Source organism: Tateyamaria sp. (assembly GCF_039940735.1).
Classification (GTDB): Bacteria; Pseudomonadota; Alphaproteobacteria; order Rhodobacterales; family Rhodobacteraceae; genus Tateyamaria.
The window spans coordinates 54932-81729 of record NZ_JBDVGB010000054.1; the positions used below are offsets into that span (position 1 = coordinate 54932).

The window sequence follows — 26798 nt, forward strand, 5'->3', positions numbered from 1 at the left end:
AATTATATGGTTCTTTTGGCGCAGGCCCGCCACCATAGGAAACTTTATATGTCGTTGAAAATCGCCTTTGCTGCCAGCCGCGCCCCGTTGGCTCAGACGGCACGGGCCGCGTTGGTGACGCGTTATGGGGATGTGTCTTTCGACGAGGCGGATGTGATTGTAGCCTTAGGGGGTGATGGGTTTATGCTGCAAACCCTGCACGGCTCGCAGCATTTTTCCGCGCCTGTCTACGGAATGAACCGGGGCACAATTGGCTTTTTGATGAACGAGTATTCCGAAAGCGATCTTGAGGCGCGCCTTGAAGCGGCGGAAGAGGCGCTGCTGAACCCCTTGAGTATGACGGTGAAGGACACACGAGGGCAGACGCATAAGGCACTGGCGATCAACGAAGTGTCGTTGCTGCGGGCAGGGCCGCAAGCCGCCAAGCTGCGCATCACGATTGACGGGCGCTTGCGCATGGAAGAATTGGTTTGCGATGGCGCTTTGGTGGCCACGCCTGCTGGGTCAACGGCCTACAACTATTCGGCGCACGGTCCAGTTTTGCCAATTGGATCGGATGTGCTGGCGTTGACGGCAGTTGCCGCGTTTCGGCCCCGCCGTTGGCGTGGCGCACTTTTGCCCAAAACGGCGCATGTGCAGTTTGATGTGTTAGAGGTGGAAAAGCGCCCTGTTATGGCGGAAGCGGATTCGCGTTCCATCCGCGATGTGGTCAGCGTTGAAATCCAATCTGAACCCACGGTGGTTCATCGCATCCTGTTTGATCCGGGGCACGGGCTAGAAGAACGGCTGATTTCAGAGCAATTCAACTAGGGTCGAGAAAAAAGGCGGAGGACACCTCCGCCTTACGTAAGGCGTATCTTGATACGCCTACCCGTCGACAGACACATAGGTGCGCGCAATGTTTGCCGCCTGTTCCACGTCTAAAATCGGCGGCAAAAGTGTCAGTGTTTCCCCATCCCCATCCAACAAGTGCACAAAGCTGCCATGGGAATAGATCCACCCATATTCCGGATCTTGGAACAACGGCTCAACCTCAACTGAAAACGCATCATAGGCGACTTGCAAAGCATCGGCGTCCCCAGTCAGCCCAATGAAGTCAGAATGGATTTCCGCCAAGGGTTCCCCCATCGTGTCCACCTGATCTTGATCGGGGGCCACGGTGATCATCACGGGGGTCACAGTGATACCTTCGGCCGCCAAAACGTCGACCACCTCAGCCATCAAAGGCAACGCTGCCGAACAGATGTTTAGGCAATTGGCGTAGCCAAAAAATACCAGCTGCGCGTGCCCCTCGGGGTCGGCTTGTGTCCTTGTGTCTCCGAATTGGTCGGTCAATTCATAGGGACCACCGATATCGACAGGAAAGGGGCTTTGCGCCGCTACAGGTAGGGCGGCGGCACAAAGGAGAGCAGTGAAAATGGAGCGCATAGCTTAGAAATTCTCGTCAATAAAAGTTTGGTCCACATCCAGCCCAAGGCCCAAGTAACCGTCTTGCGCGATGATGTCGTTGACGCGGGGATCGCGGCGGAACCATGGGCCTTTGCCCTTGGCCTCGGGGTGTTCGGCGGCCCAATTTTTGGTCCATTTGTTGGCTTTGATCGGGTCAGATCCGGCGACTTGAATGGTTTGCAGCAAATACACGTTGTTCGCGCCCAGTTCAGGGTCGTCCAGCATCAGACCATCCACAGTCACGGTTTGTCCACAAAACGGCGCCAGTTCAACGGCGGCCCCGGTAAAGGCGGCCTGACTGTTTTTCATCGCCAGTACCAAAACGCCGTCCGCGCTGCGCACAAGACCCATCTGGCGCTTTCCAGCACCACAGTCGTCCGGGCAATCACCAGTCAAAGTGCACAGCACATCCACCACTTCGGCATCAAACTTTGCGGGGACTTCGGCATAAAGGTTCCAGCTTTTGGCGTTGGAGCCTTCGGAAAAGTCTTGTGCCGCGAGCGGGCTGGCGATCAGGGCCAGAGATGCAATCAAATACTTCATTTCTTCGGCTTCGGAATGGAGAAAGAGGGGACATTGCCATAATCGTCGTGGTTCTGGTTGGTAATGTCGAAATCAGATGCCACGTTTGCAACGACAAGGTAATTTAAGCCATCTCGTTCATAGTGCATGCCATCAACGTCAACGGTGTGGGCTGCAAGGTTCAGCAGGGTATCGCCGCCAGCGGATTCTGCGTCTTGATCAACTTTAAGAACCATATAGACAGTGCCGTCTTCGGCCAACACACCCACCGGGATGCCGCCAGCACTGCACCATAGCGCGCAAGTATGGTGCGCCGAGCCAACAACCGCGTCAGGGCTGCCCATGACGCCCGAATAATAACACCAAGTGTCGATGATTTCGCCAGTTACTTGAAGGCGCGTGCCCTCGGCGGCGTGGGCCGATAGCGGCGCGCAAAGCAGTGCAAGAGCTGCGCCAACGGTTGATGGAATGCGTAATCTCACGGGTTTGGCCTTTTTTTGCATGGCGTTTGATCTTAACTTAACGAGATGACCGTTTCCGTCAATTCACGCTTTGTGTGTTCGAGGTTTTGTGATCGCTTGGCGGTCGGCACGTCGCGTGTTAACGTGGGCCTAATTAATCAGAGGCACAGAACGGGCCCGGCAAAACAGGTATGACGGCACTCAGCAAATATGACCGGCTAGAAGCGACGGGTCTGTGGCGCGCCACTGGTGATGCACAACGCCGCGAGGTGTTTGTTGCCATTGGTGATGCGACGCTGGTGATTTCCGATATGAGCGACCGTGCTTTGGCTCATTGGTCGATTGCAGCCGTTGAACGCGCCGAAGATGCCGAGGGGCGTGCGGTGTTTCATCCCGATGGTGACCCGGGCGAAACTTTGGAACTGAACCCCGACGAAGCTGAAATGATCGAGGCCATCGACACATTGCGACAGGCCGTGGCCCGCGCGCGCCCCCGACCGGGACGCTTGCGGTGGTTCGGGGCTGTTGTGTCTGTCAGTGCTGTCGCAGCGGTGGCTGTGTTTTGGCTGCCAGGCGCTTTGGTGGATCACGCGTTGCGCGTTGTTCCACCCGTAAAAGAGGTCGAAATCGGCGCGGCTTTGTTGTCACGGATTGAACGCGTATCGGGCCCACGTTGTCGCAGCAATGAAGCACGCGCCGCGCTTGATGCACTGGCTGAACGAACAGGCGCGACGCGCATTGTTGTCGTACCGGGTGGCGTGCGCGAGGCCTTAGCGCTACCGGGGGGGACGGTGCTGTTGAATCGCGGGTTGGTCGAAGACCATGAATCGCCAGATGTTGCTGCGGGGTATGCCTTGGTCGAACAGGTGCGCAGCACATCGTTACCGCCTTTGCGTGCGTTGTTAGAACATGCAGGCCCACGTGCTTCGGCGACGTTGTTGACGACAGGTGCAGTCCCCGCATGGGCGCTTGATGATTTCACCGAAGCCCAGTTGTCCCGGTTTGCGCCGGTTCTTCCTGCCCATATGGTTTTGCCCGTTTTTGAGGAAGCAACTCTGCGCAGCACGCCCTATGCGCGGGCGCGTGATATTTCAGGCGAAGAAACCTTGGCGCTGATTGAAGCAGACCCAATGGTTGGCCGCGACCCTGCACCGATCATGCCAGATCGCGACTGGCTGCGATTACAAGCAATCTGCGAGAACTAACGCCGCGTGGCGGGTCAAGACCCGCCTTACATGTCCTTACCGCACAAAGGCGTCGTCGAATCCAACGGCTCGGCTGGTCCGTAGCCCATTGTTCAGATCCGTAGAGGACGTAAACGGCCCGGCCAACACAACCTGATAGGTTTTGCTGCCACGTGTTACCTTGCCCAAGCGTGCAGGCAAACCGGCGCGCATAATCCGTTGAGCAGCAGCTTGCGCATTAGAAGGTTGCCCGTAGGTGCCGACCTGCACATAGCGTCCTTTGCCGGATGCTTTCGGTTTGGGTGCCGCACGTGTTGCTTGTTTCACCACAGGTGCTGGGGCCGTGCTGGTGGATACTGTCGGCGCGCGCGCCTTTGCTTTGTTTCGCACAATCCGCTTTTGCAACTGACCGTCGCGCCGCACCAAAGTGACGGTGCCCAACTCGCGTTCCTGCGTCGCGGCGTCGGTGAATGGATAAACCAACGCCACTTTGGTGGTCACATCACGCCCGGTGTTACGTTCGATCAGGCGGCGCGGCACCGTTTGTGTCCAAACCAGCCGTGTGCGGGCAATGCCCTCTAGTGATTGCTCGGCCCGTCGCGTGTTCAGGCGGTCGTCTTGCCACACGCTGCGATAGCCGTCCGGGATGGGAAAAACACCCTCTTCTTGGCGGGAATCAAAGACATGGCGCGGGACAACGCGGGTTTGTGAACTAACCACCCGCTGGTTTGTCGCCGCGACCGTGCGTGTCGGTGCCTTGGCCACTTTGGGGGCTGCAACAACCGTAGGCGCTTGCGTTGGTGCGGGACGCTGGACAACCACGCGTTGGGCGGTTTTGGGCGCTGCAGGTTTAGGTTGGACGACCCTCGCGACCTGACGTGGCGCAGGTTTCCCGGCAGGTTGGGCCGCAGGCGCTTTCGCAACACGTGCAACAGGCGCAGCTGGCTTAGGCACCGGTGTCGTGGCGGCCGCTACCGTAGGCGCGGCAGGCTGCGCAGCTTGGGGCAGTGTGATCTGTTCTACCGTATTGGCCGTGGCAGTCGCGCGCGGTGTCGTGCGCGCGGATTGCGCGGCCTGCGCGCTCAGTGATGGCTGCTGTCCACAAATGATCCGCCGCTGTCGGTTTACACGTGGCACCCAAGTGACATTGCCGTCTATGCCTGCGCGGATAAACACACAGCCTTGACTGTCCACATATTGCGCACCCCGATAAGAGGCAGGCGGAAACTCGGCCGGCGCTTGTACATTTCGTAGATTTTGCGCCTGCACACTGCCTGAAAAGGCACTGGCAGTCATGACGGCAACGGCGACAACACTTGTAAACTTCATCATATCCCCCACAAGATATAGAAGAAAAAGATGCCTCAAGCGGGCGTCAGAGTAAAGCGATCAGAGCGGCTATTTCGTGCCAAACATGCGATCTCCGGCGTCTCCAAGGCCCGGAACGATGTATCCAACCTCATTTAAACGGTCGTCAACGGCTGCTGTGACGATTGGAACGTCTGGATGAGCGTCCCGCATCCGAGCGATTCCCTCGGGCGCGGCCAGCAAACATAAGAATCGGATGTTGGTGGCGCCTGCCTGTTTCAGCAGATCAATCGCAGCCACCGAAGAATTGCCAGTGGCCAGCATGGGATCGACCGCGATGACCAGCCTGTCCCCAAGACCCTCAGGAACTTTGAAGTAGTATTGCACAGGTTTCAGCGTCTCTTCGTCGCGATACAAACCAACAAACCCAACCCGCGCAGAAGGGACCAACTCCAAAACCCCATCAAGTAAACCGTTCCCGGCCCTCAGAATCGAAATCAGGGCCAATTTCTTACCGGCAAGCGTTGGCGCATCCATTTCCTGCATTGGAGTCGAAATCCGCTTTGTGGTCATGGCAAGGCCGCGCGTTACTTCGTAAGCCAGCAACTGGCTGATCTCGCGTAACAACTGGCGGAACACAGCAGTGGATGTATCGCTATCCCGCATAAGAGTAAGCTTGTGCTGAACAAGAGGGTGGTCAACGACGGTCAAATGTTGCGACATGAAACAGCTCCTTTACCACCCCTTTTGCCGTGCACTGGCACCCAAGACAACTCCCTCTTTGGACCCTCTTTGGGTTTGAAATACCTCGGGGCTTGGGGCAGAGCCCCAAAACACGTGCGTTAGCACAAATCAACCAAACGCACCGAATAGGTGCTCATCTGGGCGAAACGCCCAAATGGCGGGCGACCAGACCAGCGACATCCGTAAACCCGACAAGACCCAAAGGCGGCCCGTCATAGCCCTCCACCAACACCGGCACGCGCTCGCGCGTGTGATCTGTGCCGATCCATGTGGGGTCATTGCCATGATCAGCCGTTAACACCAACAAATCACCTTGGCGCAATTGCGCACGCAAAAAAGCCAAGCGGGCATCGAACCACTCCAAATGACGTGCATAGCCGGCCACATCACGGCGATGACCATATAGGCTGTCGAACTCGACGAAATTGGCAAAGGTCAGGCTGCCATCCTCTGCGGTCGCGACCAAATCATCAAGATGATCCATCAACGCTGCATCCGTCCCTTTGCGCACCTCGTCAAAGCCTTGATAAGAAAAGATGTCGCCGACTTTGCCCACGCCATAGACGCGGTGACCAGCGTCTTGGATCCAGTTGGACAGGATCGGGGCAGGGGGCGTAATGGCATAATCGCGCCGGTTGGGAGTTCGCTCAAATGCGCCGACCTCTCCGACGAAGGGGCGCGCAATAACGCGGCCCACGCGCATGTCGTGCAACATGGGTGCCACAGTGACGCACAGATCGAGCAAGCGGTCTAATCCAAAGGCTTCTTCGTGCGCTGCGATCTGAAACACGCTGTCCACGGACGTATAACAAATGGGCCAGCCAGTCCGCAGGTGATCGGCCCCAAGGCGGGCAAGGATATCGGTGCCCGAGGCGTGGCAGTTGCCCAATATCCCATCGGTGCCAGCCGCCGCACAGACGGCCTGCGTGATCTCATCGGGAAATGCGGGATCGGCTTTGGGGAAATAGTGCCAGTCCCATGGCACCGGAACGCCGGCCAGTTCCCAATGGCCCGAAGGGGTGTCTTTGCCTTGGGACACTTCTGTGGCTGCGCCCGACAACGTGTGCGCCGCGGTTCGCCCTTGCGCCAGCGCCATCACAGCAGGCAGGCCCATTTCGGTCAGGTTTGGGATCATCAGCGGGCCTTCGCGCCCAGAATTGGCCTGCCCATCAGCGCAAACTTTGATGATGTGGCCCAATGTGTTCGCGCCGGTGTCAGGCACATCTGCGTTGAAAAAGGCATGCGCATCCGGCGCGCCGCCAATTCCAACCGAGTCCATGACAACTAGAAAGGCGCGGGGCATCAGCCGATCCGATCAAGGATCAAGTCTGATTTCGGAGCGGCTTTGTCTGTTATTGTGATGGCAGCACGCAAAGCGGTTTCGGCGCGGTCAGCGTCGACCGCGCGTGCGGCATGAACAACGGCAAGTGGCTGACCGCGTTGAACTTTGGTCCCTAGACGCGCAACATCCGACAGGCCCACTGCAAGGTTCAGCTTGTCGGTTTCGACCCTGCGCCCGCCACCCAAATTGACGACGGTAAAACCCAAAGCCTCGCCATCAATGGCTGTGATATACCCAGATTGAAGCGCGGGAATCTCGCGGATCACAGTCGCTTCGGGCAGGAAACGCCACCAGCTTTCAACGAATTGCACTGGACCGCCCATCGCGGCAATCATGGCTCCGAACCGTTCGGCGGCGCGACCATCGGCAAGGGCTTGGATGATCGCGTCAGCACCGGCCTGCACGTCAGTGGCCAAACCCGCATTGGACAATAACACGCCACCAAGGCTGGCGCAGACTTCGATCAATGCGCCTTTTTTGACCTGACCCGTGAGCACACGCATGACTTCGTTGATCTCAAGCGCATTGCCAAGCGACGGCGCAAGCGGTTGGTTCATGTCGGTGATCAGCGCGGTGGTTTTGCAGCCCGCAGCATTGGCTGTCTTAACCAGCGCGTCCGCCAAGCCGCGCGCGGCTTCGACGTCTTTCATAAACGCGCCGGACCCAACTTTGACGTCCAGCACAAGGCCGTCCAAGCCCGCTGCCAGTTTCTTGGACAAGATCGAGGCCGTGATCAAATCAAGGCTGTCGACCGTGGCTGTGACATCACGCACAGCATAAAGACGTTTGTCCGCCGGGGCGATGTCGGCGCTGGCGCTAACAATGGCGCAACCTGTGCGTTGGACCACATCAGTCAGGCGTTCAGGGCTTAGGTGCGTTGAAAGCCCGGGAATGGCGTGCAGTTTGTCCAATGTGCCGCCCGTATGGCCCAGCCCTTGGCCGGAAATCATCGGCACATAGGCACCGCAGGCCGCCAAAGCGGGCGCAAGCACAAGGCTGACGCAATCACCGACGCCGCCGGTGGAATGTTTGTCGAGCACAGGACCGGGAAGGTCCCATGTCAGCACGCTACCTGAATCGCGCATCGCCATGGTTAAGGCCACGCGGCCCACGTCGCCCATACCGCTGAGGCACACGGCCATGGCAAAGGCACCTGCTTGCGCGTCGGTGACGGTGCCGTCGCCAAGGCCACGGGCAAACCAGTTCAATTCGTCGCGCGCCGGGGTCTGGCGTTTGGACAACTTAGAGATAATGGCGCGGGCGTCGCTCATGATGTTGTCTCCATATGGGCCGCACCAAAGGCCCCGGGCAAAAGGTCGGCCATGGTCATGACCTGTTCAACGCCGCCAGTGGTGGCCATTGTGACGCGCACATCGTGGGCCGCAAATTCGGCTAGTTTTTGGCGGCACCCGCCGCAGGGTGTCACAGGCATTGGGCTGCCTGCAACCACATAGGCTTCGGTGATGATGCGTTCGCCTGCGGCGACCATGGCGGCAATGGCCCCGGCTTCGGCACAGGTACCTTCGGGGTAGGCGACATTTTCAACGTTGCAGCCTTGATAAATCGCACCTGACGCCGCGCGGATTGCAGCGCCCACCTGAAAATTGGAATAAGGGGCATGGGCGTTTAGGCGTACTTGGGTTGCTGCGTCTTTTAAATCGGTCATTACAAATCCTTACCGCCCTGCGCATGGGTCGCAAACACACCGGGCAGGGATACTTCCAACAGTTCAAGGTCGTCGGAAGGGTCAGCATAGCGCACGGCCATAGCAGGGGGAATAACAAAGGCGTCACCGGGCTCAAGGGGGAAAGGATCGCGTCCTTCCCCTTCGAGGATCATGGTGCCGTTCATCACAAAGGTGAACAAGATATCGCTGGAATGCGAGGCCCAGCCCGTTTGACCACTGCTGCGCCGCGCCACTTGCACGCCGGCGACACCTTGGGTGCCGGTGGCGATGCCCGTGTCGCGCGCCTCAAAACCGGGCAACCGGAAGGGCGACCACGTGGCCTCAGAAATTTTGTGGTGCACAAAACGCTGCCCCTGAAAGCGACGTCTTGGGTTGGCAGGGCCGTTTGGCAGCTCCATCTCGTGATCAATGGTAGTGACGTGTTCGGCGGGCACGCCGATCTCAATCACTTCGATATTATCGGATGCAAACAACACACGGTGCCGGATTTCGGGCGGTTGGATCACACAACACCCTTCATGCAAACGGAAGGGTTCGCCCTGATCTTCATAGACCAGATCGACCCACCCTTTGTAGCAATAGATTAGCTGAAACCCGACGGTATGGTAATGTACCATGTCCGGCACTGGGCCGCCGTCGGGAATGCGGATGTGGCTGGCGATGATCGACCCGCCAAGGCGGTCGGGGATCAAATCGCGGTAATGCATGCCCGCGCGACCAATCACCCAAGGGGCCTGATCGGCAAGGCGGCGCACGACAAAACTATGCACAGTGTCGGGCATGACCAAAGGCGGGTTCAGCGGTTCTATTTTGATCGTGGTGCCATTGGGCGCGGTTAATTCACGCGCACCGTTTGCAAAGCTGTCAGGATCGCCGGTCAGGATATGCAAAGTGCCGGGCGCGCCATGCGCCCCTTGTTCGATGCGCACGCGCAGCCCGTAGCCTGAAAACACAGCGACCTGTGGGTCGTCGGCGGGATAGATCATCTCCATCCTCAGGCCGAGCGTTTTGGTATAAAATGGGATGTCGTCGCGCAACGTGTCTGTGGGCAGGCAAACAAGCGCGCGGGTTTCGGTGCTCATGCGGGTTGACCTTTCCCGTATGTGATTTGCGCCGTGATCTGGGCGATCATTCCTACAAGCTTGCACATCGCAGCACGTTTAAAGGGAAATGTGGCATGCACAAAGGTTAAGAACGCGTGGGTGAGGTGCATAACGATCGACCTAACTGGGATGTTTGAACACTAGCAGCAGTCCGCCGAGATGTTCCAGACCGAAAGCTGTGCCAAAAGCGCTTGGAATGATTTGATTTGAACCTTGCGTCCGCAATTTAATGGTTTAACGTTAAACTATCACTCCGAAAAAAGGGACGTTTTATGTCAGACCAGCCTTCTTTGCGCCAGGCGGCGTTAGACTATCATGAATTCCCAAAACCCGGAAAGCTTGAGATCCGTGCGACCAAGCCGATGGCCAATGGACGTGATCTGGCGCGGGCCTATTCGCCGGGCGTGGCCGAAGCCTGCCTAGAAATCAAGGATGACCCCGCCAACGCGCAACGTTTTACGGCACGCGGCAATTTGGTGGCTGTTGTATCCAACGGCACGGCTGTGCTTGGGCTTGGCAACATTGGTGCCCTTGCGTCCAAACCCGTGATGGAGGGCAAGGCCGTCCTGTTCAAGAAGTTCGCAGGCATCGATTGTTTTGACATCGAAGTAGACGAATCTGATCCCGAAAAATTGGCCGATATCGTCTGTGCGTTGGAACCCACGTTTGGGGCCATCAACCTTGAAGATATCAAAGCACCCGATTGTTTTACGGTCGAACGGATTTGTCGCGAGCGCATGAACATCCCTGTGTTTCACGACGACCAGCACGGCACAGCCATCGTGGTTGGCGCGGCTGCCAAGAACGCGCTGCACGTGGCGGGCAAAAAGTTCGAAGATATCAAGATTGTGTCCACTGGCGGCGGGGCTGCGGGCATTGCGTGCCTTAACATGCTGCTTAAAATGGGCGTAAAGCGCAAAAACGTCTGGCTGTGCGACATACATGGGCTGGTCTATGAGGGCCGCGAGGTTGATATGAACCCGGCCAAAACCGCCTTTGCGCAGGCCAGTGACAAGCGCACGTTGGATGACGTGATCGACGGGGCGGATTTGTTCTTGGGCCTGTCTGGGCCGGGTGTCCTTAGCCAAGAAAATGTTGGTAAGATGGCCAAACGGCCGATCATTTTTGCGCTGGCGAACCCCAATCCTGAAATCATGCCCGACCTTGCCCGCGAAGTGGCTCCGGATGCGATCATTGCCACGGGGCGGTCGGATTTTCCCAATCAGGTCAACAACGTACTATGTTTCCCGTTCATCTTTCGCGGGGCGTTGGATGTGGGGGCGACGACGATCAACGACGAAATGAAGCTAGCCTGCATTGACGGCATCGCGGCCCTTGCGCGTGCCACCACAAGTGCCGAAGCAGCGGCCGCCTATAAGAGCGAACAACTGACATTCGGCGCGGACTATTTGATCCCCAAACCGTTCGACCCGCGCCTTGTGGGCGTCGTTAGTTCTGCGGTGGCTAAGGCTGCAATGGAAACAGGGGTTGCGACCAAACCGATCGAAGACTTTGAGGCCTACAAAGAACGCCTTGACGGGTCGGTCTTTAAATCGGCGCTGCTGATGCGCCCCGTATTTGAAGCCGCGCGCGTGACCTCGCGTCGGATTGTCTTTGCCGAGGGCGAAGACGAACGCGTGCTGCGCGCCGCCCAAGCAATGGTCGAAGAAACCACTGAACGCCCGATTTTGATTGGCCGTCCTGAGGTGATCGAAGCCCGCATTGAACGCGCAGGGCTGAACCTAAAACTGGGCGATCACTTTGACCTGGTGAACCCGGAAAACGACCCGCGCTATCGCGACTATTGGGGCACCTATCACGAATTGATGTGCCGCCAAGGTGTGTCGCCAGATATTGCGCGCGCCATTATGCGAACCAACACCACAGCCATTGGCGCCGTCATGGTGCATCGTGGCGAAGCCGACAGCTTGATTTGTGGTACGTTTGGCGAATTCCGCTGGCACCTGAATTACATCACGCAGGTCTTGGGTCGTGATAGTTTCCATCCTGTTGGCGCGCTTTCAATGATGATCCTCGAGGATGGGCCATTGTTCATCGCCGACACGCAGGTGCATTTGCATCCTGAACCCGAACAGATTGTCGAAATCGCTACTGGGGCTGCACGCCATGTGCGCCGCTTTGGCGTTGAACCGCGCATCGCGTTTTGCTCGCAATCGCAGTTTGGCAATCAGGGGGCGGGGTCCGGTTGGCGCATGCGCGAAGCGATCCGCATGTTGGATGCGCAGGGCCATGATTTTGCCTATGAGGGCGAGATGAATGTCGACACCGCTCTGGACCCCGACTTGCGTGCACGTCAATTCCCAAACAACCGGATGGAAGGGCCAGCCAATGTGTTGATCTTTGCCCATGCGGATGCCGCGTCAGGCGTGCGCAACATTCTGAAGATGAAGGGCGGCGGCCTTGAGGTTGGCCCGATCCTGATGGGCATGGGCAACCGGGTGCATATCGTCAGCCCGTCGATCACTGCGCGTGGACTTTTGAACATGTCCGCCGTCGCTGGAACACCGGTAAATCTGTACGAATAGCCGCCTCGTGCCAGTTTGCCGTTTGGTTTGGCGAAGACACGGTCTCCTCTCCGCTCGGGGAACTTATGGGGGCGCTTGTTGGCGGTGACTTGCGCAGGGACAGATCAGGTAAAGTTGAGCATGGCTTCGACTGCATCTCATGGTATGTTTGAACCATTGTCCGTCAGCGTTTAGCCGATGGTTCAATGTGTGGAAAAAAGGAACGATCCAATGATCAAGGGCGCGACCCTCTTGGCGACAGCGATCACGCTTACGGCGTGCGCAGAGACCACCAGCGAAACTCAAAGCACCTATTCGTATCTAGGCAGAACCTACCCGGTGGTGGAGCGTTCTTTTCAATCGGCCAATGGCAGCTACAGTCGGCGTTTTATTAACGTCGGGGGCTTTCGGGTCAGCTGTTCGGCGACGGATGATCGGGATTGCGATCTGATGATCTTTAATGTGCGACAAAGATTCGACGGCCGTTAAGGGAATGCGTGGCTGAATGCGCTCGCAGCCCCTTGCCCCGTGACCTTGACCGCGCGTAAGTCTGTGCAGCAGGGATTTTAGGGAGGATCACCATGGGCTACCGCGCTGAATATGACAGTTGGAAAGCAGACCCCGAAGCGTGGTGGATGCGTGCCGCCGACGCCATCGACTGGGACTGCGCGCCAACGCAGGCGTTGTTTGATCGCGGTGATCATATCTATGAATGGTTTGCGGACGCGGAAGTAAACGCATGCTGGAATGCGGTGGATCGCCATGTGGCTGCGGGCCGTGGCGATCAGGTTGCGATCATCTATGACAGCTCAATCACCGGGACTGGATCGAAAACCACCTATGCCGAATTGCAAACCCAAGTTGCCAGTTTTGCGGGTGGGTTGGCGGCCAAGGGCGTGGGCGTGGGTGACCGGGTTGTCATCTATATGCCGATGGTGACTGAAGCGCTTGTTGCCATGCTGGCCTGCGCGCGTCTTGGCGCTGTGCATTCAGTGGTTTTTGGTGGCTTTGCAGCCAACGAGCTGGCAGTTCGGATCGATGATTGCACGCCAAAGGCGATCATTGCCGCGTCTTGTGGGATCGAACCGGGGCGGGTTTTGGCCTATAAACCGCTGCTGGACGGCGCCATAGAATTGGCCGCACATACCCCTGAATTTACAGTGATTTTGCAACGCGATCAGAGCCCTTGTGCGCTTGGGCCAAACGATCTGGATTGGCATGCATTCCAAGACGGGACAGCGCCCGCCGCATGCGTGCCAGTGCGTGGGGATCACCCGGCTTACATCCTTTATACCTCGGGCACGACGGGCGCGCCCAAGGGCGTTGTGCGCCCGACAGCGGGGCATTTGGTTGCGCTCAACTGGACCATGAAAAACATCTATCAGGTGGACCCGGGCGAGGTATTTTGGGCCGCATCTGATGTGGGTTGGGTCGTGGGCCATTCCTATATTTGTTACGGACCCTTGGTACATGGCAACACAACCGTGGTGTTTGAGGGCAAGCCCATCGGCACGCCGGATGCGGGCACGTTTTGGCGGGTGATCGAAGAACACGATGTAAAGTCGTTCTTTACTGCGCCCACGGCCATTCGTGCGGTCAAACGCGAAGATCCAAAGGGGCTTGAACGGGCGAAATACGATCTGTCCGGTCTGCGCGCTTTGTACCTTGCGGGCGAACGCGCGGACCCGGACACGATCGAATGGGCGCAGGACCTGCTGGGCGTTCCGGTCTATGATCATTGGTGGCAGACCGAGACGGGATACACCATCGCAGGCAACCCAGCCGGGCTTGAGGCCTTGCCGGTCAAAATCGGATCACCCACGGTGGCGATGCCGGGCTATGACGTACAAATTCTGGACGATGCAGGCCATCCGGTGCCCGCGGGCACCTTGGGCGCTATTGCGATCAAACTGCCTTTGCCCCCCGGCACCCTACCGACGCTTTGGCAAGCAGAGGCGCGCTTTAAGTCCTCGTATCTGAACACGTTTCCCGGGTTTTACGAAACCGGAGACGCGGGCATGGTGGACGAAGATGGCTATCTGTACATCATGGCGCGCACTGATGATGTGATCAACGTGGCCGGACACCGCCTGTCGACAGGCGCGATGGAAGAAGTGCTGGCAGGTCACCCAGATGTCGCAGAATGCGCGGTTGTGGGTATTGCGGACCCGCTAAAGGGGCAAGCGCCTTTGGGGCTGTTGTGCCTGACCAATGGGGTGAACCGTCCGCACGACGAAATCGCAGCCGAATGCGTCAAGCGCGTGCGCGATCAGATCGGGCCTGTCGCTGCGTTCAAGCTGGCGTTGGTGGTGGATCGGTTGCCCAAGACACGGTCGGGCAAAATCCTGCGCTCAACCGTGGTCAAGATCGCCGACAATCAAGAGTTCAAGATGCCTGCAACGATCGATGACCCGGCCATTCTGGACGAGATCAAGGTTGCGTTGCAAACGATAGGCTTTGCCAAGGGTTAAAACCACTCCACCACGCACCTGATATGTCATCAGGCGACGTGGGCGTTATCAAAAACCAATGAAAACAGCGGTGCACCGACCAGTGCACGGCTGTTTGTTTTTGCGGCTCAAAAGGGCGATCATAACATCCAGATTGAAATATCTGGCCGCACCGTCATCAACCACAACAGCACGACGATGGCCAGAAACGCCGGGATGCCACAGGCAAACCAAATACGATACAACCGCATATAACGCGGTGTAAGCGGCGTATTGTTTGCTGCCGACCTGCGGGCCTCATCCCGCATCTTTATTTGTATGGCGACAACGGGCAACCAGAACACGCCAATGAATACATAAAGCCCAAGCGAGAGCCCAAGCCAGCCCTCCAAAAGCGACCATCCAAGGTTGTGCGCAAGAATGACGCCGGTGATCGGTTGCGCAATGGCGGCGGTTGCGGTGAACAACGTATCGGCGATCACCACGACAGAAGCCGTGTGCGCAATGCTTGCCGGATCTTTGGTACGATGGGCCATAAGCATGAAAAAGGCGATGCCGGCCCCGGTTCCAATCAGAACGCAAGCACCAAGCACATGAAGCAGACGGATGACGTCAATCCAGTCGATCATCGTGTTTCTAACGCTGCGCGCGCGATCAATGCCAAGGTGATGCCGGGGAATATCTTTATCAACGGCCCAAGAGGGTCCAACCAAAGGGACGGCACAAACAAGGTTGAAGCCCCCAAGTAAAACAAACTGACCGCAACGGCGCACCAACATGCCTGTTTCGCGAATGATCGATAGGCAAAAGCTGCGGCAATCGCGATATCAACAACGGCCCAAAACAAGACGCTTGCCAGGGCCAGACTTTGGGACCACCCGGCATCTTGCAACACAAGGGCGGCTTGGCTGGCGCGTAGGAACCCAATCGCACCGGACAAAAACCAAAAGACGACGAGAGTGGCCACAATGATGGGTGTGAGCAGTGACATGCGCGCAAAAAGGCGGTCTTCGACCCGTGCGGGCATATGCGCCAAGGTGTGTTGCAAGGATTTTATCGGCGGCAAGCCAAAGCGTGAAAGGTCCTGATGCACGCCAGTGACACCTTCGCCCAACACACGGACAGCCGTGGTGCGCAACGGAGAACGCCACCCCAACAACGCCAATGCATCCGCGGCCTTGGACAAAATTTGAGTGATTGCTTTGGGGATCGCGATCTCTGCCTTGGCGGGGGCAAAACCCAGCCAGCTGCGCATAGATGCCACAACGTCGCGCAAGGAATGGGTTTCGGCTTCGACCAGATCGCCAACAAAACCATCCGGTAAGGCATTCGAAACCGCGGCACTGACGGTTGCGGCCAGGTCATCCAGCCCAATGGTTTGGATTTTTGCATCCGGCAAAGCGATGGGCTGAACCCAAGGCACAGCCGCCAACATGCGCAACATCGCAGAACCCCCATAGCTGTGCCGTGCCAGAACCAGCCCGGGGCGCAAAATGACGTGGTGCGCGCCTGATCGTTGGATCGCCGCGTCTCCGCGTGCCTTTGATGCTAAAAATGGCGTCGATGCATCTAAATCCGCGCCAGTGGCGGAAATTTGGATGATTTGCACACCTCGCGCGGCGCAGGCATTGGCCAATGCCGCGATGGCATGATGGTGCACAATCTCAAGGTCATCTTGCGGCCCGTCTTGCAGAGCGCCGGAACAATTCACAACGACATCAACATCGGCAAGGAGCGGCGTCCAATCGGTGTCTTTGATCAAGAAACGCATGTCCCCTGATCTCCATTCTAGGGTGGGAAGGACGCGTTTCCCGGTATCAATTTGTCGGCCAAAGCCAATGACCTGATGTCCCGCACCAGTTAAGTGTTGCGCGATCCCAGATCCGATAAGACCATATGCACCAATGATAAGGACAGCTTTGGGGGCGTGAGCGGGGCCATTTGCATCAGCCATGTGCATTCTCGGTTTGATCAAAGGAAAGAGAAACGCCTACAAAGCGCTTATTTCGCACTGACCGCTGCGCGCAAAGCGTTGTACAGGCGACCGTCGGTATGGCGGACGTCGGATGGGTTTTCAAAGCTCTTGCGCCACCTTGCGCAATTCAAACTTCTGAATCTTGCCTGTCGACGTTTTGGGCAGCTCTTGAAACACCACCCGCTTGGGCGCTTTGAACCCGGCCAGTGTTTGGCGGCTGAAGGCGATCAAGTCAGCCTCGCTTGGGGCTGTCCCCGGTTTCAGCTCGACAAACGCGCACGGCACTTCGCCCCATTTGTCGTCCGGTTTGGCCACCACAGCGGCCAAGTTTACGTCCGGGTGGCCCATCAAAACGCCTTCGACCTCGACGGATGATATATTTTCGCCCCCCGATATGATGATGTCCTTGGCGCGGTCGGCGATCTGGATATAGCCGTCGTCGTGCTGCACCGCGATGTCGCCCGAATGGAAATACCCGCCTTCAAATGCCTCAGCCGTTGCGGGGGCGTTTTTGTAATAGCCTTTCATAACCGAATTGCCACGGATCATGATTTCACCCTGCGCAGCACCATCCATTGAGATTTGCGCCATATCGCTGCCCATAACGGTGATATGTTCCATCATGGGAAAGGCCACGCCTTGGCGTGCCTTGATCGCGGCCTTTTCGCCCTGTTCCAGCCCATCCCAATCGTCGCCGCGCCAGACGCATTCGGTGACATGCCCATAGGTTTCGGTCAGGCCATAGACTTGGGTTACATTAAACCCAAGGGCTTCGATCTTGCCCAACGTGGCGGGGGCAGGGGGCGCGCCTGCGGTGAACACTTCGACCACGTGATCAAAGCTGCGCCGTTCACTATCTGGCGCGTTCACCAACATGTTCAACACAATCGGTGCACCACCGAAATGCGTGACGCCTTCGTCGTGGATGGCGTCATAGATGGCGGTGGCGGTGATGTCGCGGCAACACACAACCGTGCCCCCAAGCAAAGGCATCATCCACGTGTGGTTCCAACCGTTGCAGTGGAACAAGGGCACGATCGCCATAAAGACGGGGTGCAATTGCATGCGCCAACTGACGACCGTACCCATAGTCATCAAATATGCGCCGCGGTGATGATATACGACGCCCTTGGGCCGTCCTGTGGTGCCAGAGGTGTAATTCAGCGCAAGGCTTTCCCATTCGTCTTGTGGCATGACCCATGCGAAATCTGGGTCCGCTTGCGCCAGCATGTCTTCATAAACGGGATGGCGACCACTCGCGGGCCAGCCTGCGGCGGCGTCCGCAACTTCAATCAACTCGGGCGCAGGGCCGTCCATTGCGGCAACAGCCGCTTCGGCCAGCTCAAGAAACTGGGGGTCGACCAGCACGACCTTGGCCCCACCATGGGAAAAGATATACGCCACCGTATCCACATCAAGTCGGGTGTTGATCGTGTTCAAAACCGCACCACAGGCTGGGATGCCAAAATGTGCCTCGGCTTGGGCAGGCAGATTGGGGATTAGCGTGGCAACCACATCGCCGCCAGAAACACCGCGTGCAGACAGCGCTGACGCGAGCCGCGTGCAACGGTCATAATACTGCGCATAGGTCACGCGGTGCGCGCCATAGATCACCGCAATTCGGTCAGCAAAGACATGGGCCGCACGACGCAAATGCGACAAAGGCGTCAGCGCAACATAATTCGCCGGAGTTTTCTCCAGCCCCGTTTCATCTGCCATCCATCCCATGATGTCTCTCTTTGCGCGTTGGTGTTTTGCGCAGCAATCGTGTGGCCTTTTGCCGATAGGCGCAAGGCTGGAAAAGATCGACCTTGTCCCTTCATTGTTCGAATAAATACTCAAATCCCCATGGACGCGCAGGCAAAGGCCGCCCATCATGCGCGCATGATCCTAAGCCCGGGCCGCAATTACGTCTTTATCCACGCGCCTAAAACGGGTGGCACCGCCATGGCGCTTGCGCTTGAAGGGCGGGCGATGAAAGACGACATTATGCTCGGTGACACGCCCAAAGCGGTGAAGCGGCGGCGGCGTCTTAAGGATGTGCAAACCAAGGGCAGGCTTTGGAAACATGCCACACTTGAGGACATCGATGGATTGGTCCCATCTTTGGATGGGTTTTTTGCCTTCACCCTCGTACGCAACCCTTGGGACCGTATGGTTAGCTATTATCACTGGCTACAGGACCAAAATTTTGAACATCCCGCGGTGAAATTGTCCCGCCAGATGGGGTTCGCCGATTTCGCCTGTGCCGACCAAGTGTTGGCCTCGATGCAGGCCAGCCCTGCACGGTATTACATGACGGACGCGCATGGGGTGGAACGCTGCAACGCCTATATTCGGTTGGAAGCCTTACAGCAGGACGCGGCACCGCTTTGGGATCACTTGGGCTTTGAGTTACAGCTGCCACACGTCAATGCGTCAAAGCGGAGCGCGGATTATCGTGACTATTACACAGACGACGCGCGCAAAGCTGTCGGAACGGCCTGTGCAGAAGACATCGAAAGATTCGGTTACACCTTCGATTGACCAAGTTTAAATCGCATTGGCCGAAAATTTGTCGCTGAATGCGCGCAAATTTTAGCGGATCAGCCCAGATTGTTAACCAAAACATAAACAATGCCCGATTTCCGCCGCGATCCGGGCCGATCTCCGCCGCGAGAATCACCTCTACAGGTTTCATCAACTTAACGGCGCACATCGCAGCGCCACGGACCATGGGGATGGAAAACATGTTTGGATGGAAAACCAAAATCGCACCGCGCCGGATGGCTGACAGCTCGGCCGCCTGTGACGGCGCAATCATGAAGACACGCGGTTTGCTGGCTGGCACCAAGGTAGCAACGTCGATGGGATGGCGCCCTGTCGAAGCGCTGACCACCGGAGACACCGTTTTGACGTTCGACAACGGTCTACAGACCTTGATCGAAGTGCGCCGCGACACGTTTTGGGTTGCCGACATGATGGTGCCTGCCGCTTACGCCTCTGTGATGGTGCCTGCTGGTGCATTGGGCAATTCGCAAGACCTTGAACTGTTGCCTGACCAAGGTGTGTTGGTCGAAAGCGATGCGGCCTGTGACGCCAGTGGCGACCCGTTTGCCGTCATCGCGGCCAAGACGCTGGTCGGCTACCGCGGTATCACGCGCATCGCCCCACGGTCGTCAATCGAAGTCATCACATTGGTGTTCGCAGACGAACAGGTGATCTATGCCGAAGGCGGCGCGCTTGTGCACTGCCCACGCGCCCATATTTGTCTGTCCGAACTGGGTATCGATACCGGCGGCTATGATGTTGTTCCAGCACGTGACGCGGCATTCTTGATCGAATGCATGATGGTCGAAGACCAGATTGCGATGGCTGCCTAATTTTGAATTGGTGCGCTGCTTTCGGCGCGCCGCACGGTCTCTGTATCCGGCACACAGGTTTACCTGGCCGGTCCGTCCCCAACACCGGAGCGGTTGCCAGATACAGGGGCAAAACAATAAGTCTGAAATCCCCATTTCAAACAAGGGTCGCGCGATGGCGCGGCCCTTTTTTATGTGCCGCTACGCAAAAGGGGCCACGCAGATGCGCAGCCCCTTCGTGTTTTCTCAAAGCCATTAGTTTAGGCTGCGGCGGTGTCCTTTGGACCAAAACGGCCATAAAAGCTTTGGTTCTTTGCGGCCATCTCGCGTAGCAGTGCAGGGCACTTGAACCGTTCGCCGTATGTGGCTTCCAATTGATCACAACGTTCGGCGGCGTACGGGGTGCCGATGATATCAAGCCATGACAGCGGGCCACCAGACCAAGGCGCAAAGCCCCAACCAAGGATCGCGCCCACGTCGCCTTCGCGGATGTCCATCAACACGCCTTCTTCCAATGCGCGCACGGCTTCAAGCACTTGGCTGAACAACAACCGGTGCTGCACTTCGACCACTTCGGGCTGTTCGTCCAGCAACGGGTACTTTTCGTTCAACCCGTCCCAGATGCCAGTGCGCTTGCCTTTTTCGTCGTAGGCATAAAAGCCCGCGTTGGCCTTGCGTCCCAACCGCCCTTCAGCTTCGAGCCAAAAGATCAGATCGTCCGCGCCGGATTTGGGGTAATCATCCCCCATCGCGTCCATGGTGGCGCGTGCAATCTTGGCACCCAGATCGATGGCGGTTTCGTCCGTCAGTTGCAGTGGGCCAAGCGGCATGCCAACCAACTTGGCGGCATTTTCGATCAGTGCAGGTTCCACCCCTTCGGTGACCATCCGCGCCCCTTCGTTGACGTATGGAATGATGCAGCGGTTTGCATAGAAGAAGCGTGCATCGTTCACCACAATTGGCGTTTTGCGGATTTGGCGCACGTAATCCAGCGCCTTTGCAACAGCCCGATCGCCGGTGTTCTGGCCTTTGATGATCTCGACCAGCAGCATCTTTTCGACGGGCGAAAAGAAGTGGATGCCGATGAACTGGTCTTGGTTTTTGGATGCTTTCGCCAACTCCGAAATCGGCAAGGTCGAGGTGTTCGAGGCAAAGATGCAATCGTCAGGAATGATCGCTTCGACCTTTTTGGTGATCTCGGCTTTGACTTTAGGATCTTCAAAGACGGCTTCGATGATCAAATCGCACCCTTTAAGCGCATCAAGGTCGGGGGTTGGCGTGATCCGGGCAAGCAAAGCGTCGGCTTTGTCTTGCGTGGTCTTGCCGCGTTTCAAACCGCCTTCGGTATATTTTTGAACATAGGCTTTGCCTTTGTCGGCGGCCTCTTGATCACGGTCGATCAGTACGACCTCCATGCCCGCTTGGGCAGACACAAGCGCGATGCCAGCGCCCATAAGACCGGCGCCAAGCACGCCCAACTTTTTGACACGTTGATCTGGGATGCCGTCAGGGCGCACAGCCCCTTTTTCCAACGCTTCCTTGTTCAAGAACAGCGAGCGGATCATTGCGCCGGATGATGGGTTCATCAGCACGTTGGTGAACCAACGGGCCTCGATCTTGAGGGCGGTGTCGAAGGGCACCAACGCCCCTTCATAGACCGCGCTTAGCAACGCTTTGGCCGCCGGGTATACACCTTGGGTCTTGCCGTTGACCATGGCAGCGGCACCCACAAAGGTCATGAAACCCGCAGGGTGATAAGGTGCGCCGCCGGGCATTTTGTAACCTTTGGCGTCCCAAGGTTTCAGGATATCGGCGTCTTTTGCATTCAGCACCCATTCGCGTGCTGCGGCGACGGGGTCTGCGACGACCTCATCCACCAGCGAGCCTTTTGCCTGCTTTGGTCCAACCATCTTACCTTCAAGCAAGAAAGGCGATGCTCCCATCGCGCCAAGTTTGCGCACCAGGCGGGTGGTGCCGCCGGCACCGGGAAAGATGCCGACCATGATTTCAGGCAAGCCGACTTTGGCTTTTGGGTTGTCGGCCAGAAAAATGCGGTGCGTGGCCAGTGGCAGTTCAAGTCCGATACCAGCGGCGGTGCCGGGCAGGGCGCTTGCGATGGGTTTGCCACCTTTGTTGGTCTTGGGATCCATGCCTGCACGTTCGATTTTGCGCAGCAGGGCGTGCATTTTCATCGTACCTTCAAACAGGCCACGCGCAGGGTCGTCGCCTGCGTCTTCTTTCATTTTGGCCAACAGGTTCAAATCCATCCCGCCGGCAAACGTGTCTTTGCCAGAGGTGACCACGATGCCTTTGACCGCGTCGTCGCCAAGGGCGTCGTCGATCAGATCATTCAAGGTTCCAAGCCCCTCGAATGACATCACGTTCATCGATTTGTCGGCTACGTCCCATGTGATGGTCGCAATGCCGTCTGCGTCTTTGGTCATAGTGAAATCGGTCATGATCAAGTCTCTTTCTTTGATGTCTCAGTGTTGGCAGGCGGGGACGCGGGACCGGTTTCGAAATCGGTCATCGCGTGCAGCGTCGCGCCGACAGGAATTTGCCTGTCCAGCGTGTATTGCGTCGCACTAATTTGCCAACGGTTGTCGGTGAATTGCATCACCGAATAGGTGTGGAAGGGGTCAACCACGCGCTGATGGCCGGACATGACGTGGCTGACGTGGGTCGCTTCGACTTTTTGCGGCCCACGAAATTCAGCCACTTCGCAATGACGGATCAGGGCCGTCACGTTGCGATTTTTATAGTCCTGCACCACGCCTTGAAACAGAGTGCGCAAGGCATCCCGCGTTTCTAGGGTGACTTTTCTGTCGGGCGTGTCGATCTTATGGGGAATCGCAAAGCAATGAGAAAAGCCTTCAAAGTCGTCATTCAAGATCGCCTGAGCAGTGCGCTCAAGCAGCATCTCTGAGACCTCTTCTGCTTCCATTCCCAGCGCCCCGGTCATGGATCAGACCCGCTCGATGATGGTGGCTGCACCCATGCCGGATGCGATGCAAAGCGTGGCGAGCCCGACTTCCTTGTCGGCGCGTTCCAGTTCATCCAGCAATGTGCCGATGATCATTGCACCCGTCGCACCCAGCGGGTGACCCATGGCAATAGCGCCGCCGTTCACGTTGACCTTGTCGTGATCCACATCAAAGGCCTGCATGAAGCGTAGAACGACGCTTGCGAAGGCTTCGTTCACTTCGAACAAATCGATGTCTTTGATGTCCATACCATGATCCTTCAGGATCTTTTCGGTGACCGGCACAGGGCCTGTCAGCATGATGGTCGGGTCGGTGCCGATCTTGGCCGTGGCGCGAATACGGGCGCGCGGTTTAAGGCCCCACTTTTCGCCAAATTCCTTGTTGCCGATTAAGACAGCAGCCGCACCATCCACGATACCAGACGAGTTGCCCGCGTGGTGGATGTGGTTGATGCGTTCAAGGTGTGGGTATTTCATCAGCGCGACTTTATCAAAGCCGGGCATGACTTCGCCCATGGCCTGAAAGGCTGGGTTGAGCGCGCCGAGCGATTGCATATCCGTCTGAGGGCGCATGTACTCGTCGTGATCTAGAATGGTCAAGCCATTGATATCCTTAATGGAAATCACCGAATTGGAAAAGCGCTCAGCATCCCATGCGGCCTTGGCACGCTGTTGGCTTGCAACGGCAAGTTGGTCGGCATCATCCCGCGAGAACCCAAATTCAGTGGCGATAATGTCTGCGCTGATGCCTTGGGGGACAAAATAGGTGTCCATGGCGATGGATGGGTCTGCGGCGATTGCGGCACCATCGCTGCCCATGGCCACGCGGCCCATCATCTCGACCCCGCCCGCGATATAGGCGTCACCAGCACCGCCTTTGACTTGGTTGGCAGCTAGATTTACCGCCTCCATTCCGCTTGCACAAAAGCGGTTGATCGCAAGGCCGGGAATAGACTGATCCAGGTCCGAGGCAAGGACAGCCGAGCGGGCCAGACAACCGCCCTGTTCCATGACTTGCGTGACATTGCCCCAGATCACGTCTTCGACGGCGTGGCCGTCAAAATTGTTGCGCTCCTTAAGGGCGTTCATGGTCTGCGCACTAAGGCGCAGGGCGGTGACTTCGTGCAAAGCACCGTCTTTGCGGCCCTTGCCACGTGGAGTGCGAATGGCGTCGTAGATATAGGCTTCGGTCATGGTTGTTGTCCTTTCGCCGGATCAGTTTTTAATTTCGTTTCTCTACCCAAGTGGGGGTGAGGATTGGATCTGTTCAAGAGTGACGTTGCGGCGTGTTACGTAAACATGGGTCATTTTAAAGACATACCCCGGCAGCAGCGCGGCATGTCGAAAAAACCGCGTGAGCAAGTCTTAGGCGCGGTCGGCAGGAGAGCCGGGCATCAAGTCGTAAGGGGACTTCCATCCTGGCAACCCTTGGATGTTGCTAAGCCAGCGATCGATGTTGGGCCAGTCAGAGCGGACAAAGCCGAAGGGCTCGGGGTAATATAGGTAACCGCAGCAACTGATGTCCGCATTTGTGACGCCGTTTCCGACGATCCAATCGCGTCCCTCAAGATGGGCGTTCAAGACGGAATAAGCGCCGGTCAAACGTCCTTGGTGAAAGGCAATCACATCTTTGGGGCGTTTGTCTTCAGGCAGGAAGTTCATCAAAAAACGGGTCATGCCTGCGCCAGAACTTAGCTTGTGATTGTCCCACAGCACCCAGCGCATCACTTCGTATTTGTCTGCAGCCGCACCGCCATGTTTGCCGGTCTTGTCGGTGATGTATTGTTGGATGACGCCGGATTGCGTGAGTATCGTGTCGCCATCGACCAACAGCGGTGCTTCGCCCATTGGATTGAGGGCACGATATGCGTCGGTGCGCGAGCCGCCATTGAAAAAGTCTACAAATACGGGTTCCCAGTCGAGGCCAGCAAGTTCAAGCGCGAGCGCCGCCTTGTAAGAATTGCCGCTTTCGCCGAAGCAGTGGAGTTTCAGTGTCATATCTTTGGTCCCTGGGTGTGTTGATGCGGCAGAACTGGGGGTTTCACACCCCCAGACCCCCGTGGAGTTTATTTAGCAAGATGAAGGTGGATCGGTTTACTCAAAATTAAGGTTAACGCAGATAGGCTTTCCGGGCATGGCAGGCTGGAGAGCTGAGCCATGTGCAAGGTGAAGCCCCAAAGTCCCGCATGAACTGGCTGGATGGAGGGGTGGATCTTGCGCATTGATCCGATCTTCATCTTGCCAAAAAAACTCCCGCCGGAGGCTTCTGCCCTCACGACAGACATTGACGTCGGCAGTGTCAAAACGCCCTCGCAATGAGTTCTTTCATGATCTCGTTTGTGCCACCATATATCCGTTGTACGCGAGCGTCCGTCCACATGCCGCCTATGTCGTAGTCTTGGGTGAACCCGTAGCCGCCGTGTAATTGCAGGCATTCATCCAGCACCCAAGCTTGGGTGTCGGTCGTCCAATATTTGCACATGGCGGCCTTGTCGACGCTCAGGTCTCCGCGCAGGTGGTCGGCCATACATTCATCAAAGAACGCGCGACTGACGCAGGTTTTAGTCTTGGCTTCGGCCAGTTTGAACCGTGTGTTCTGAAATTGCATAATCGGACCGCCAAAGGCTTCGCGCGCGCCGGCGTATTCGATGGTGCGCGCAACTGCGCCTTCCATCGCTCCGACGGCCGAGCAGGCGATGATCATCCGTTCCTGTGGAAGTTGTTGCATGAGTTGATAGAACCCTTGCCCCTCATCCCCGCCAAGGATGTTTTCTGGCGCGATCGCAACATCATCAAAGAACAATTCAGAGGTATCGGAGGCATGCATGCCGATTTTATCAAGGTTGCGCCCGCGCTCGAAACCCGGTGCATCGTCCGTTTCGACCACCACAAGCGAAACACCTTTAGAACCAAGGCTAGGATCCGTTTTGGCTGCGACAATGACAAGGTTGGCATGCTGTCCATTGGTGATAAAGGTTTTTGACCCGGTCAGTTTGTAGCCGTTGCCGTCGCGGATCGCGCGGGTTTTGATGGCTTGGACATCGGATCCTGTAGAAGGCTCGGTCATCGCCAAGGCGCCCACCAATTCACCCGTCACCATTTTGGGCAACCAGCGTATTTTCTGATCTTCGGTGCCGTAATTCAGGATGTAATGTGCAACGATACCTGAATGGATGCCTTGGCCCCAACTGGCCAGATTGGCCCGTGCAGCTTCGATCAAGATCGCAGCTTCGTGGCCGAAGTCACCGCCCGCGCCGCCATATTCTTCAGGGATGGACGGGCAAAGCAAACCAAGGTCGCCGGCTTGTGCCCACGTGCTGCGATCCATCTGACCGGCTTTGCGCCAACGTTCGAAATGCGGTGCCCATTCATTGGTGATGAACTGCGCCGTCATGTCCGCGATCATTTGATGCTCATCACTCATCCAGAGCGACGCTGCGTGCTTTTGATCGTTCATATCTGTCCTCCCCGACAAAATGTGATCAGCGTTTGCGCGCCTCAAGTTCAGCGTTGAACAAGCGCATGCGTGCGGTGAGGTTTTCCTCATGTGTCACACTGTCAAAATTTTCGAAGAGAAAAGAAAGCGCCTCACCCTCATCCAGTCCGGCCTCGGCGGCAAAGCGCTTGAGGCGGCGATAGCCATCTTCGGTCATTGCGACAGGAAAACGGCGGGTCAGGCGAAATCGTTTGGGCATAGGGACTCCGAAATAGTAAGGCGGGGTTT

25 protein-coding genes are annotated in these 26798 nt (G+C 57.2%); 7 read left to right on the plus strand and 18 right to left on the minus strand.

Annotated features, from left to right (window positions below; all coding sequences use genetic code 11):
* Positions 1–48 precede the first annotated feature (48 nt).
* On the plus strand, positions 49–810 hold the full coding sequence (locus tag ABJF76_RS11800; RefSeq protein ID WP_413819794.1) for an NAD kinase: 762 nt from the start codon (positions 49–51) through the stop codon (positions 808–810).
* 57 nt (positions 811–867) lie between these two features.
* Here the strand turns inward: ABJF76_RS11800 and ABJF76_RS11805 are convergent, their stop codons facing one another.
* Genes ABJF76_RS11805 through ABJF76_RS11815 form a run of 3 tightly spaced genes read right to left on the minus strand, consistent with a single transcriptional unit; the run spans position 868 to position 2453 of the window.
* Positions 868–1428 (minus strand): SCO family protein, encoded by a 561-nt coding sequence (locus ABJF76_RS11805; protein ID WP_413819795.1) that lies wholly within the window; start codon positions 1426–1428, stop codon positions 868–870.
* A gap of 3 nt (positions 1429–1431) precedes the next feature.
* Positions 1432–1992: a hypothetical protein gene (locus ABJF76_RS11810; protein ID WP_413819796.1), complete on the minus strand. Its 561-nt coding sequence runs from the start codon at positions 1990–1992 to the stop codon at positions 1432–1434.
* Positions 1989–2453, minus strand: coding sequence for a hypothetical protein (locus tag ABJF76_RS11815; protein WP_413819797.1), 465 nt, complete (start codon positions 2451–2453; stop codon positions 1989–1991). Before ABJF76_RS11815 ends, ABJF76_RS11810 begins: the two co-directional genes overlap by 4 nt.
* Before the next feature lie 170 nt (positions 2454–2623).
* Here ABJF76_RS11815 and ABJF76_RS11820 point away from each other — a divergent pair, with 170 nt between their 5' ends.
* Positions 2624–3637 carry a hypothetical protein gene (locus tag ABJF76_RS11820; protein ID WP_413819798.1) on the plus strand — a complete coding sequence of 338 codons (1014 nt, stop codon included), beginning with the start codon at positions 2624–2626 and terminating at the stop codon, positions 3635–3637.
* A gap of 36 nt (positions 3638–3673) precedes the next feature.
* Here the strand turns inward: ABJF76_RS11820 and ABJF76_RS11825 are convergent, their stop codons facing one another.
* From ABJF76_RS11825 to ABJF76_RS11850, 6 genes are all read right to left on the minus strand, one after another.
* Positions 3674–4945 (minus strand): SPOR domain-containing protein, encoded by a 1272-nt coding sequence (locus ABJF76_RS11825; RefSeq protein WP_413819799.1) that lies wholly within the window; start codon positions 4943–4945, stop codon positions 3674–3676.
* Between the two features lie 69 nt (positions 4946–5014).
* The gene (gene upp, locus ABJF76_RS11830) at positions 5015–5647 is read right to left on the minus strand and encodes a uracil phosphoribosyltransferase (protein ID WP_413819800.1); all 633 of its coding nucleotides are present in this window, start codon (positions 5645–5647) and stop codon (positions 5015–5017) included.
* 154 nt (positions 5648–5801) lie between these two features.
* Positions 5802–6971: a phosphopentomutase gene (locus tag ABJF76_RS11835; RefSeq protein ID WP_413819801.1), complete on the minus strand. Its 1170-nt coding sequence runs from the start codon at positions 6969–6971 to the stop codon at positions 5802–5804.
* Entirely contained in the window at positions 6971–8281 is a 1311-nt protein-coding gene (locus ABJF76_RS11840; RefSeq protein ID WP_413819802.1) for a thymidine phosphorylase, read from the minus strand. The genes ABJF76_RS11835 and ABJF76_RS11840 overlap by 1 nt, the downstream gene beginning before the upstream one ends.
* Positions 8278–8676, minus strand: a complete 399-nt coding sequence (locus ABJF76_RS11845; protein ID WP_413819803.1) for a cytidine deaminase — start codon at positions 8674–8676, stop codon at positions 8278–8280. Before ABJF76_RS11845 ends, ABJF76_RS11840 begins: the two co-directional genes overlap by 4 nt.
* Positions 8676–9779, minus strand: a complete 1104-nt coding sequence (locus ABJF76_RS11850; RefSeq protein ID WP_413819804.1) for a cupin — start codon at positions 9777–9779, stop codon at positions 8676–8678. The genes ABJF76_RS11845 and ABJF76_RS11850 overlap by 1 nt, the downstream gene beginning before the upstream one ends.
* A 293-nt stretch (positions 9780–10072) precedes the next feature.
* On the opposite strand from ABJF76_RS11850, the gene ABJF76_RS11855 reads away from it, so the two are divergent.
* The 3 genes from ABJF76_RS11855 (at position 10073) to ABJF76_RS11865 (ending at position 14796) form a co-directional block, all read left to right on the plus strand.
* A complete protein-coding gene (locus ABJF76_RS11855; RefSeq protein WP_413819805.1) occupies positions 10073–12346 on the plus strand; it encodes an NADP-dependent malic enzyme in 2274 nt (757 codons plus the stop codon).
* Between the two features lie 210 nt (positions 12347–12556).
* Complete coding sequence (locus ABJF76_RS11860; RefSeq protein WP_413819806.1) at positions 12557–12814, plus strand: hypothetical protein; 258 nt, start codon at positions 12557–12559, stop codon at positions 12812–12814.
* A 92-nt stretch (positions 12815–12906) separates the two neighbouring features.
* The gene (locus ABJF76_RS11865; RefSeq protein ID WP_413819807.1) at positions 12907–14796 is read left to right on the plus strand and encodes an AMP-binding protein; all 1890 of its coding nucleotides are present in this window, start codon (positions 12907–12909) and stop codon (positions 14794–14796) included.
* 119 nt (positions 14797–14915) lie between these two features.
* Here ABJF76_RS11865 and ABJF76_RS11870 read toward each other — a convergent pair whose 3' ends face one another.
* The 3 genes from ABJF76_RS11870 to ABJF76_RS11880 all read right to left on the minus strand — a co-directional run bounded on the left by ABJF76_RS11870 (position 14916) and on the right by ABJF76_RS11880 (position 18478).
* Entirely contained in the window at positions 14916–15404 is a 489-nt protein-coding gene (locus ABJF76_RS11870; RefSeq protein WP_413819808.1) for a DUF2269 family protein, read from the minus strand.
* On the minus strand, positions 15401–16729 hold the full coding sequence (locus tag ABJF76_RS11875) for a DoxX-like family protein (protein ID WP_413819809.1): 1329 nt from the start codon (positions 16727–16729) through the stop codon (positions 15401–15403). The genes ABJF76_RS11870 and ABJF76_RS11875 overlap by 4 nt, the downstream gene beginning before the upstream one ends.
* A 120-nt stretch (positions 16730–16849) precedes the next feature.
* Positions 16850–18478 (minus strand): AMP-binding protein, encoded by a 1629-nt coding sequence (locus ABJF76_RS11880; protein ID WP_413819810.1) that lies wholly within the window; start codon positions 18476–18478, stop codon positions 16850–16852.
* Between the two features lie 156 nt (positions 18479–18634).
* Here ABJF76_RS11880 and ABJF76_RS11885 point away from each other — a divergent pair, with 156 nt between their 5' ends.
* The gene (locus ABJF76_RS11885) at positions 18635–19276 is read left to right on the plus strand and encodes a sulfotransferase family 2 domain-containing protein (protein ID WP_413819936.1); all 642 of its coding nucleotides are present in this window, start codon (positions 18635–18637) and stop codon (positions 19274–19276) included.
* Between the two features lie 203 nt (positions 19277–19479).
* Positions 19480–20112, plus strand: a complete 633-nt coding sequence (locus ABJF76_RS11890; protein WP_413819811.1) for a Hint domain-containing protein — start codon at positions 19480–19482, stop codon at positions 20110–20112.
* A gap of 239 nt (positions 20113–20351) precedes the next feature.
* Here the strand turns inward: ABJF76_RS11890 and ABJF76_RS11895 are convergent, their stop codons facing one another.
* The 6 genes from ABJF76_RS11895 to ABJF76_RS11920 all read right to left on the minus strand — a co-directional run bounded on the left by ABJF76_RS11895 (position 20352) and on the right by ABJF76_RS11920 (position 26769).
* The gene (locus ABJF76_RS11895; RefSeq protein WP_413819812.1) at positions 20352–22550 is read right to left on the minus strand and encodes a 3-hydroxyacyl-CoA dehydrogenase NAD-binding domain-containing protein; all 2199 of its coding nucleotides are present in this window, start codon (positions 22548–22550) and stop codon (positions 20352–20354) included.
* Between the two features lie 2 nt (positions 22551–22552).
* Positions 22553–23053, minus strand: a complete 501-nt coding sequence (locus ABJF76_RS11900) for a hypothetical protein (protein ID WP_413819813.1) — start codon at positions 23051–23053, stop codon at positions 22553–22555.
* A 3-nt stretch (positions 23054–23056) separates the two neighbouring features.
* Positions 23057–24268 carry an acetyl-CoA C-acetyltransferase gene (locus ABJF76_RS11905; protein WP_413819814.1) on the minus strand — a complete coding sequence of 404 codons (1212 nt, stop codon included), beginning with the start codon at positions 24266–24268 and terminating at the stop codon, positions 23057–23059.
* A 171-nt stretch (positions 24269–24439) separates the two neighbouring features.
* On the minus strand, positions 24440–25072 hold the full coding sequence (locus ABJF76_RS11910) for a glutathione S-transferase family protein (RefSeq protein WP_413819815.1): 633 nt from the start codon (positions 25070–25072) through the stop codon (positions 24440–24442).
* Positions 25073–25373: 301 nt separating this feature from the next.
* Positions 25374–26531, minus strand: a complete 1158-nt coding sequence (locus tag ABJF76_RS11915; RefSeq protein ID WP_413819816.1) for an acyl-CoA dehydrogenase family protein — start codon at positions 26529–26531, stop codon at positions 25374–25376.
* 25 nt (positions 26532–26556) lie between these two features.
* Positions 26557–26769: a hypothetical protein gene (locus ABJF76_RS11920; protein WP_413819817.1), complete on the minus strand. Its 213-nt coding sequence runs from the start codon at positions 26767–26769 to the stop codon at positions 26557–26559.
* Between the last annotated feature and the right edge of the window lie 29 nt (positions 26770–26798).

Bases quoted from the DNA above. Each gene is read 5' to 3' on its own strand.
- ABJF76_RS11835 (WP_413819801.1), bottom strand. From the start codon at position 6,971: ATGCCCCGCGCCTTTCTAGTTGTCATGGACTCGGTTGGAATTGGCGGC.
- ABJF76_RS11840 (WP_413819802.1), bottom strand. From the start codon at position 8,281: ATGAGCGACGCCCGCGCCATTATCTCTAAGTTGTCCAAACGCCAGACC.
- ABJF76_RS11890 (WP_413819811.1), top strand. From the start codon at position 19,480: ATGTTTGGATGGAAAACCAAAATCGCACCGCGCCGGATGGCTGACAGC.
- ABJF76_RS11885 (WP_413819936.1), top strand. From the start codon at position 18,635: ATGATCCTAAGCCCGGGCCGCAATTACGTCTTTATCCACGCGCCTAAA.
- ABJF76_RS11880 (WP_413819810.1), bottom strand. From the start codon at position 18,478: ATGGGATGGATGGCAGATGAAACGGGGCTGGAGAAAACTCCGGCGAAT.
- ABJF76_RS11865 (WP_413819807.1), top strand. From the start codon at position 12,907: ATGGGCTACCGCGCTGAATATGACAGTTGGAAAGCAGACCCCGAAGCG.
- ABJF76_RS11915 (WP_413819816.1), bottom strand. From the start codon at position 26,531: ATGAACGATCAAAAGCACGCAGCGTCGCTCTGGATGAGTGATGAGCAT.
- ABJF76_RS11905 (WP_413819814.1), bottom strand. From the start codon at position 24,268: ATGACCGAAGCCTATATCTACGACGCCATTCGCACTCCACGTGGCAAG.
- ABJF76_RS11920 (WP_413819817.1), bottom strand. From the start codon at position 26,769: ATGCCCAAACGATTTCGCCTGACCCGCCGTTTTCCTGTCGCAATGACC.
- ABJF76_RS11870 (WP_413819808.1), bottom strand. From the start codon at position 15,404: ATGATCGACTGGATTGACGTCATCCGTCTGCTTCATGTGCTTGGTGCT.
- ABJF76_RS11845 (WP_413819803.1), bottom strand. From the start codon at position 8,676: ATGACCGATTTAAAAGACGCAGCAACCCAAGTACGCCTAAACGCCCAT.
- upp (WP_413819800.1), bottom strand. From the start codon at position 5,647: ATGTCGCAACATTTGACCGTCGTTGACCACCCTCTTGTTCAGCACAAG.
- ABJF76_RS11850 (WP_413819804.1), bottom strand. From the start codon at position 9,779: ATGAGCACCGAAACCCGCGCGCTTGTTTGCCTGCCCACAGACACGTTG.
- ABJF76_RS11895 (WP_413819812.1), bottom strand. From the start codon at position 22,550: ATGACCGATTTCACTATGACCAAAGACGCAGACGGCATTGCGACCATC.
- ABJF76_RS11855 (WP_413819805.1), top strand. From the start codon at position 10,073: ATGTCAGACCAGCCTTCTTTGCGCCAGGCGGCGTTAGACTATCATGAA.
- ABJF76_RS11810 (WP_413819796.1), bottom strand. From the start codon at position 1,992: ATGAAGTATTTGATTGCATCTCTGGCCCTGATCGCCAGCCCGCTCGCG.
- ABJF76_RS11910 (WP_413819815.1), bottom strand. From the start codon at position 25,072: ATGACACTGAAACTCCACTGCTTCGGCGAAAGCGGCAATTCTTACAAG.
- ABJF76_RS11805 (WP_413819795.1), bottom strand. From the start codon at position 1,428: ATGCGCTCCATTTTCACTGCTCTCCTTTGTGCCGCCGCCCTACCTGTA.
- ABJF76_RS11860 (WP_413819806.1), top strand. From the start codon at position 12,557: ATGATCAAGGGCGCGACCCTCTTGGCGACAGCGATCACGCTTACGGCG.
- ABJF76_RS11800 (WP_413819794.1), top strand. From the start codon at position 49: ATGTCGTTGAAAATCGCCTTTGCTGCCAGCCGCGCCCCGTTGGCTCAG.
- ABJF76_RS11900 (WP_413819813.1), bottom strand. From the start codon at position 23,053: ATGACCGGGGCGCTGGGAATGGAAGCAGAAGAGGTCTCAGAGATGCTG.
- ABJF76_RS11825 (WP_413819799.1), bottom strand. From the start codon at position 4,945: ATGAAGTTTACAAGTGTTGTCGCCGTTGCCGTCATGACTGCCAGTGCC.
- ABJF76_RS11875 (WP_413819809.1), bottom strand. From the start codon at position 16,729: ATGGCTGATGCAAATGGCCCCGCTCACGCCCCCAAAGCTGTCCTTATC.
- ABJF76_RS11820 (WP_413819798.1), top strand. From the start codon at position 2,624: ATGACGGCACTCAGCAAATATGACCGGCTAGAAGCGACGGGTCTGTGG.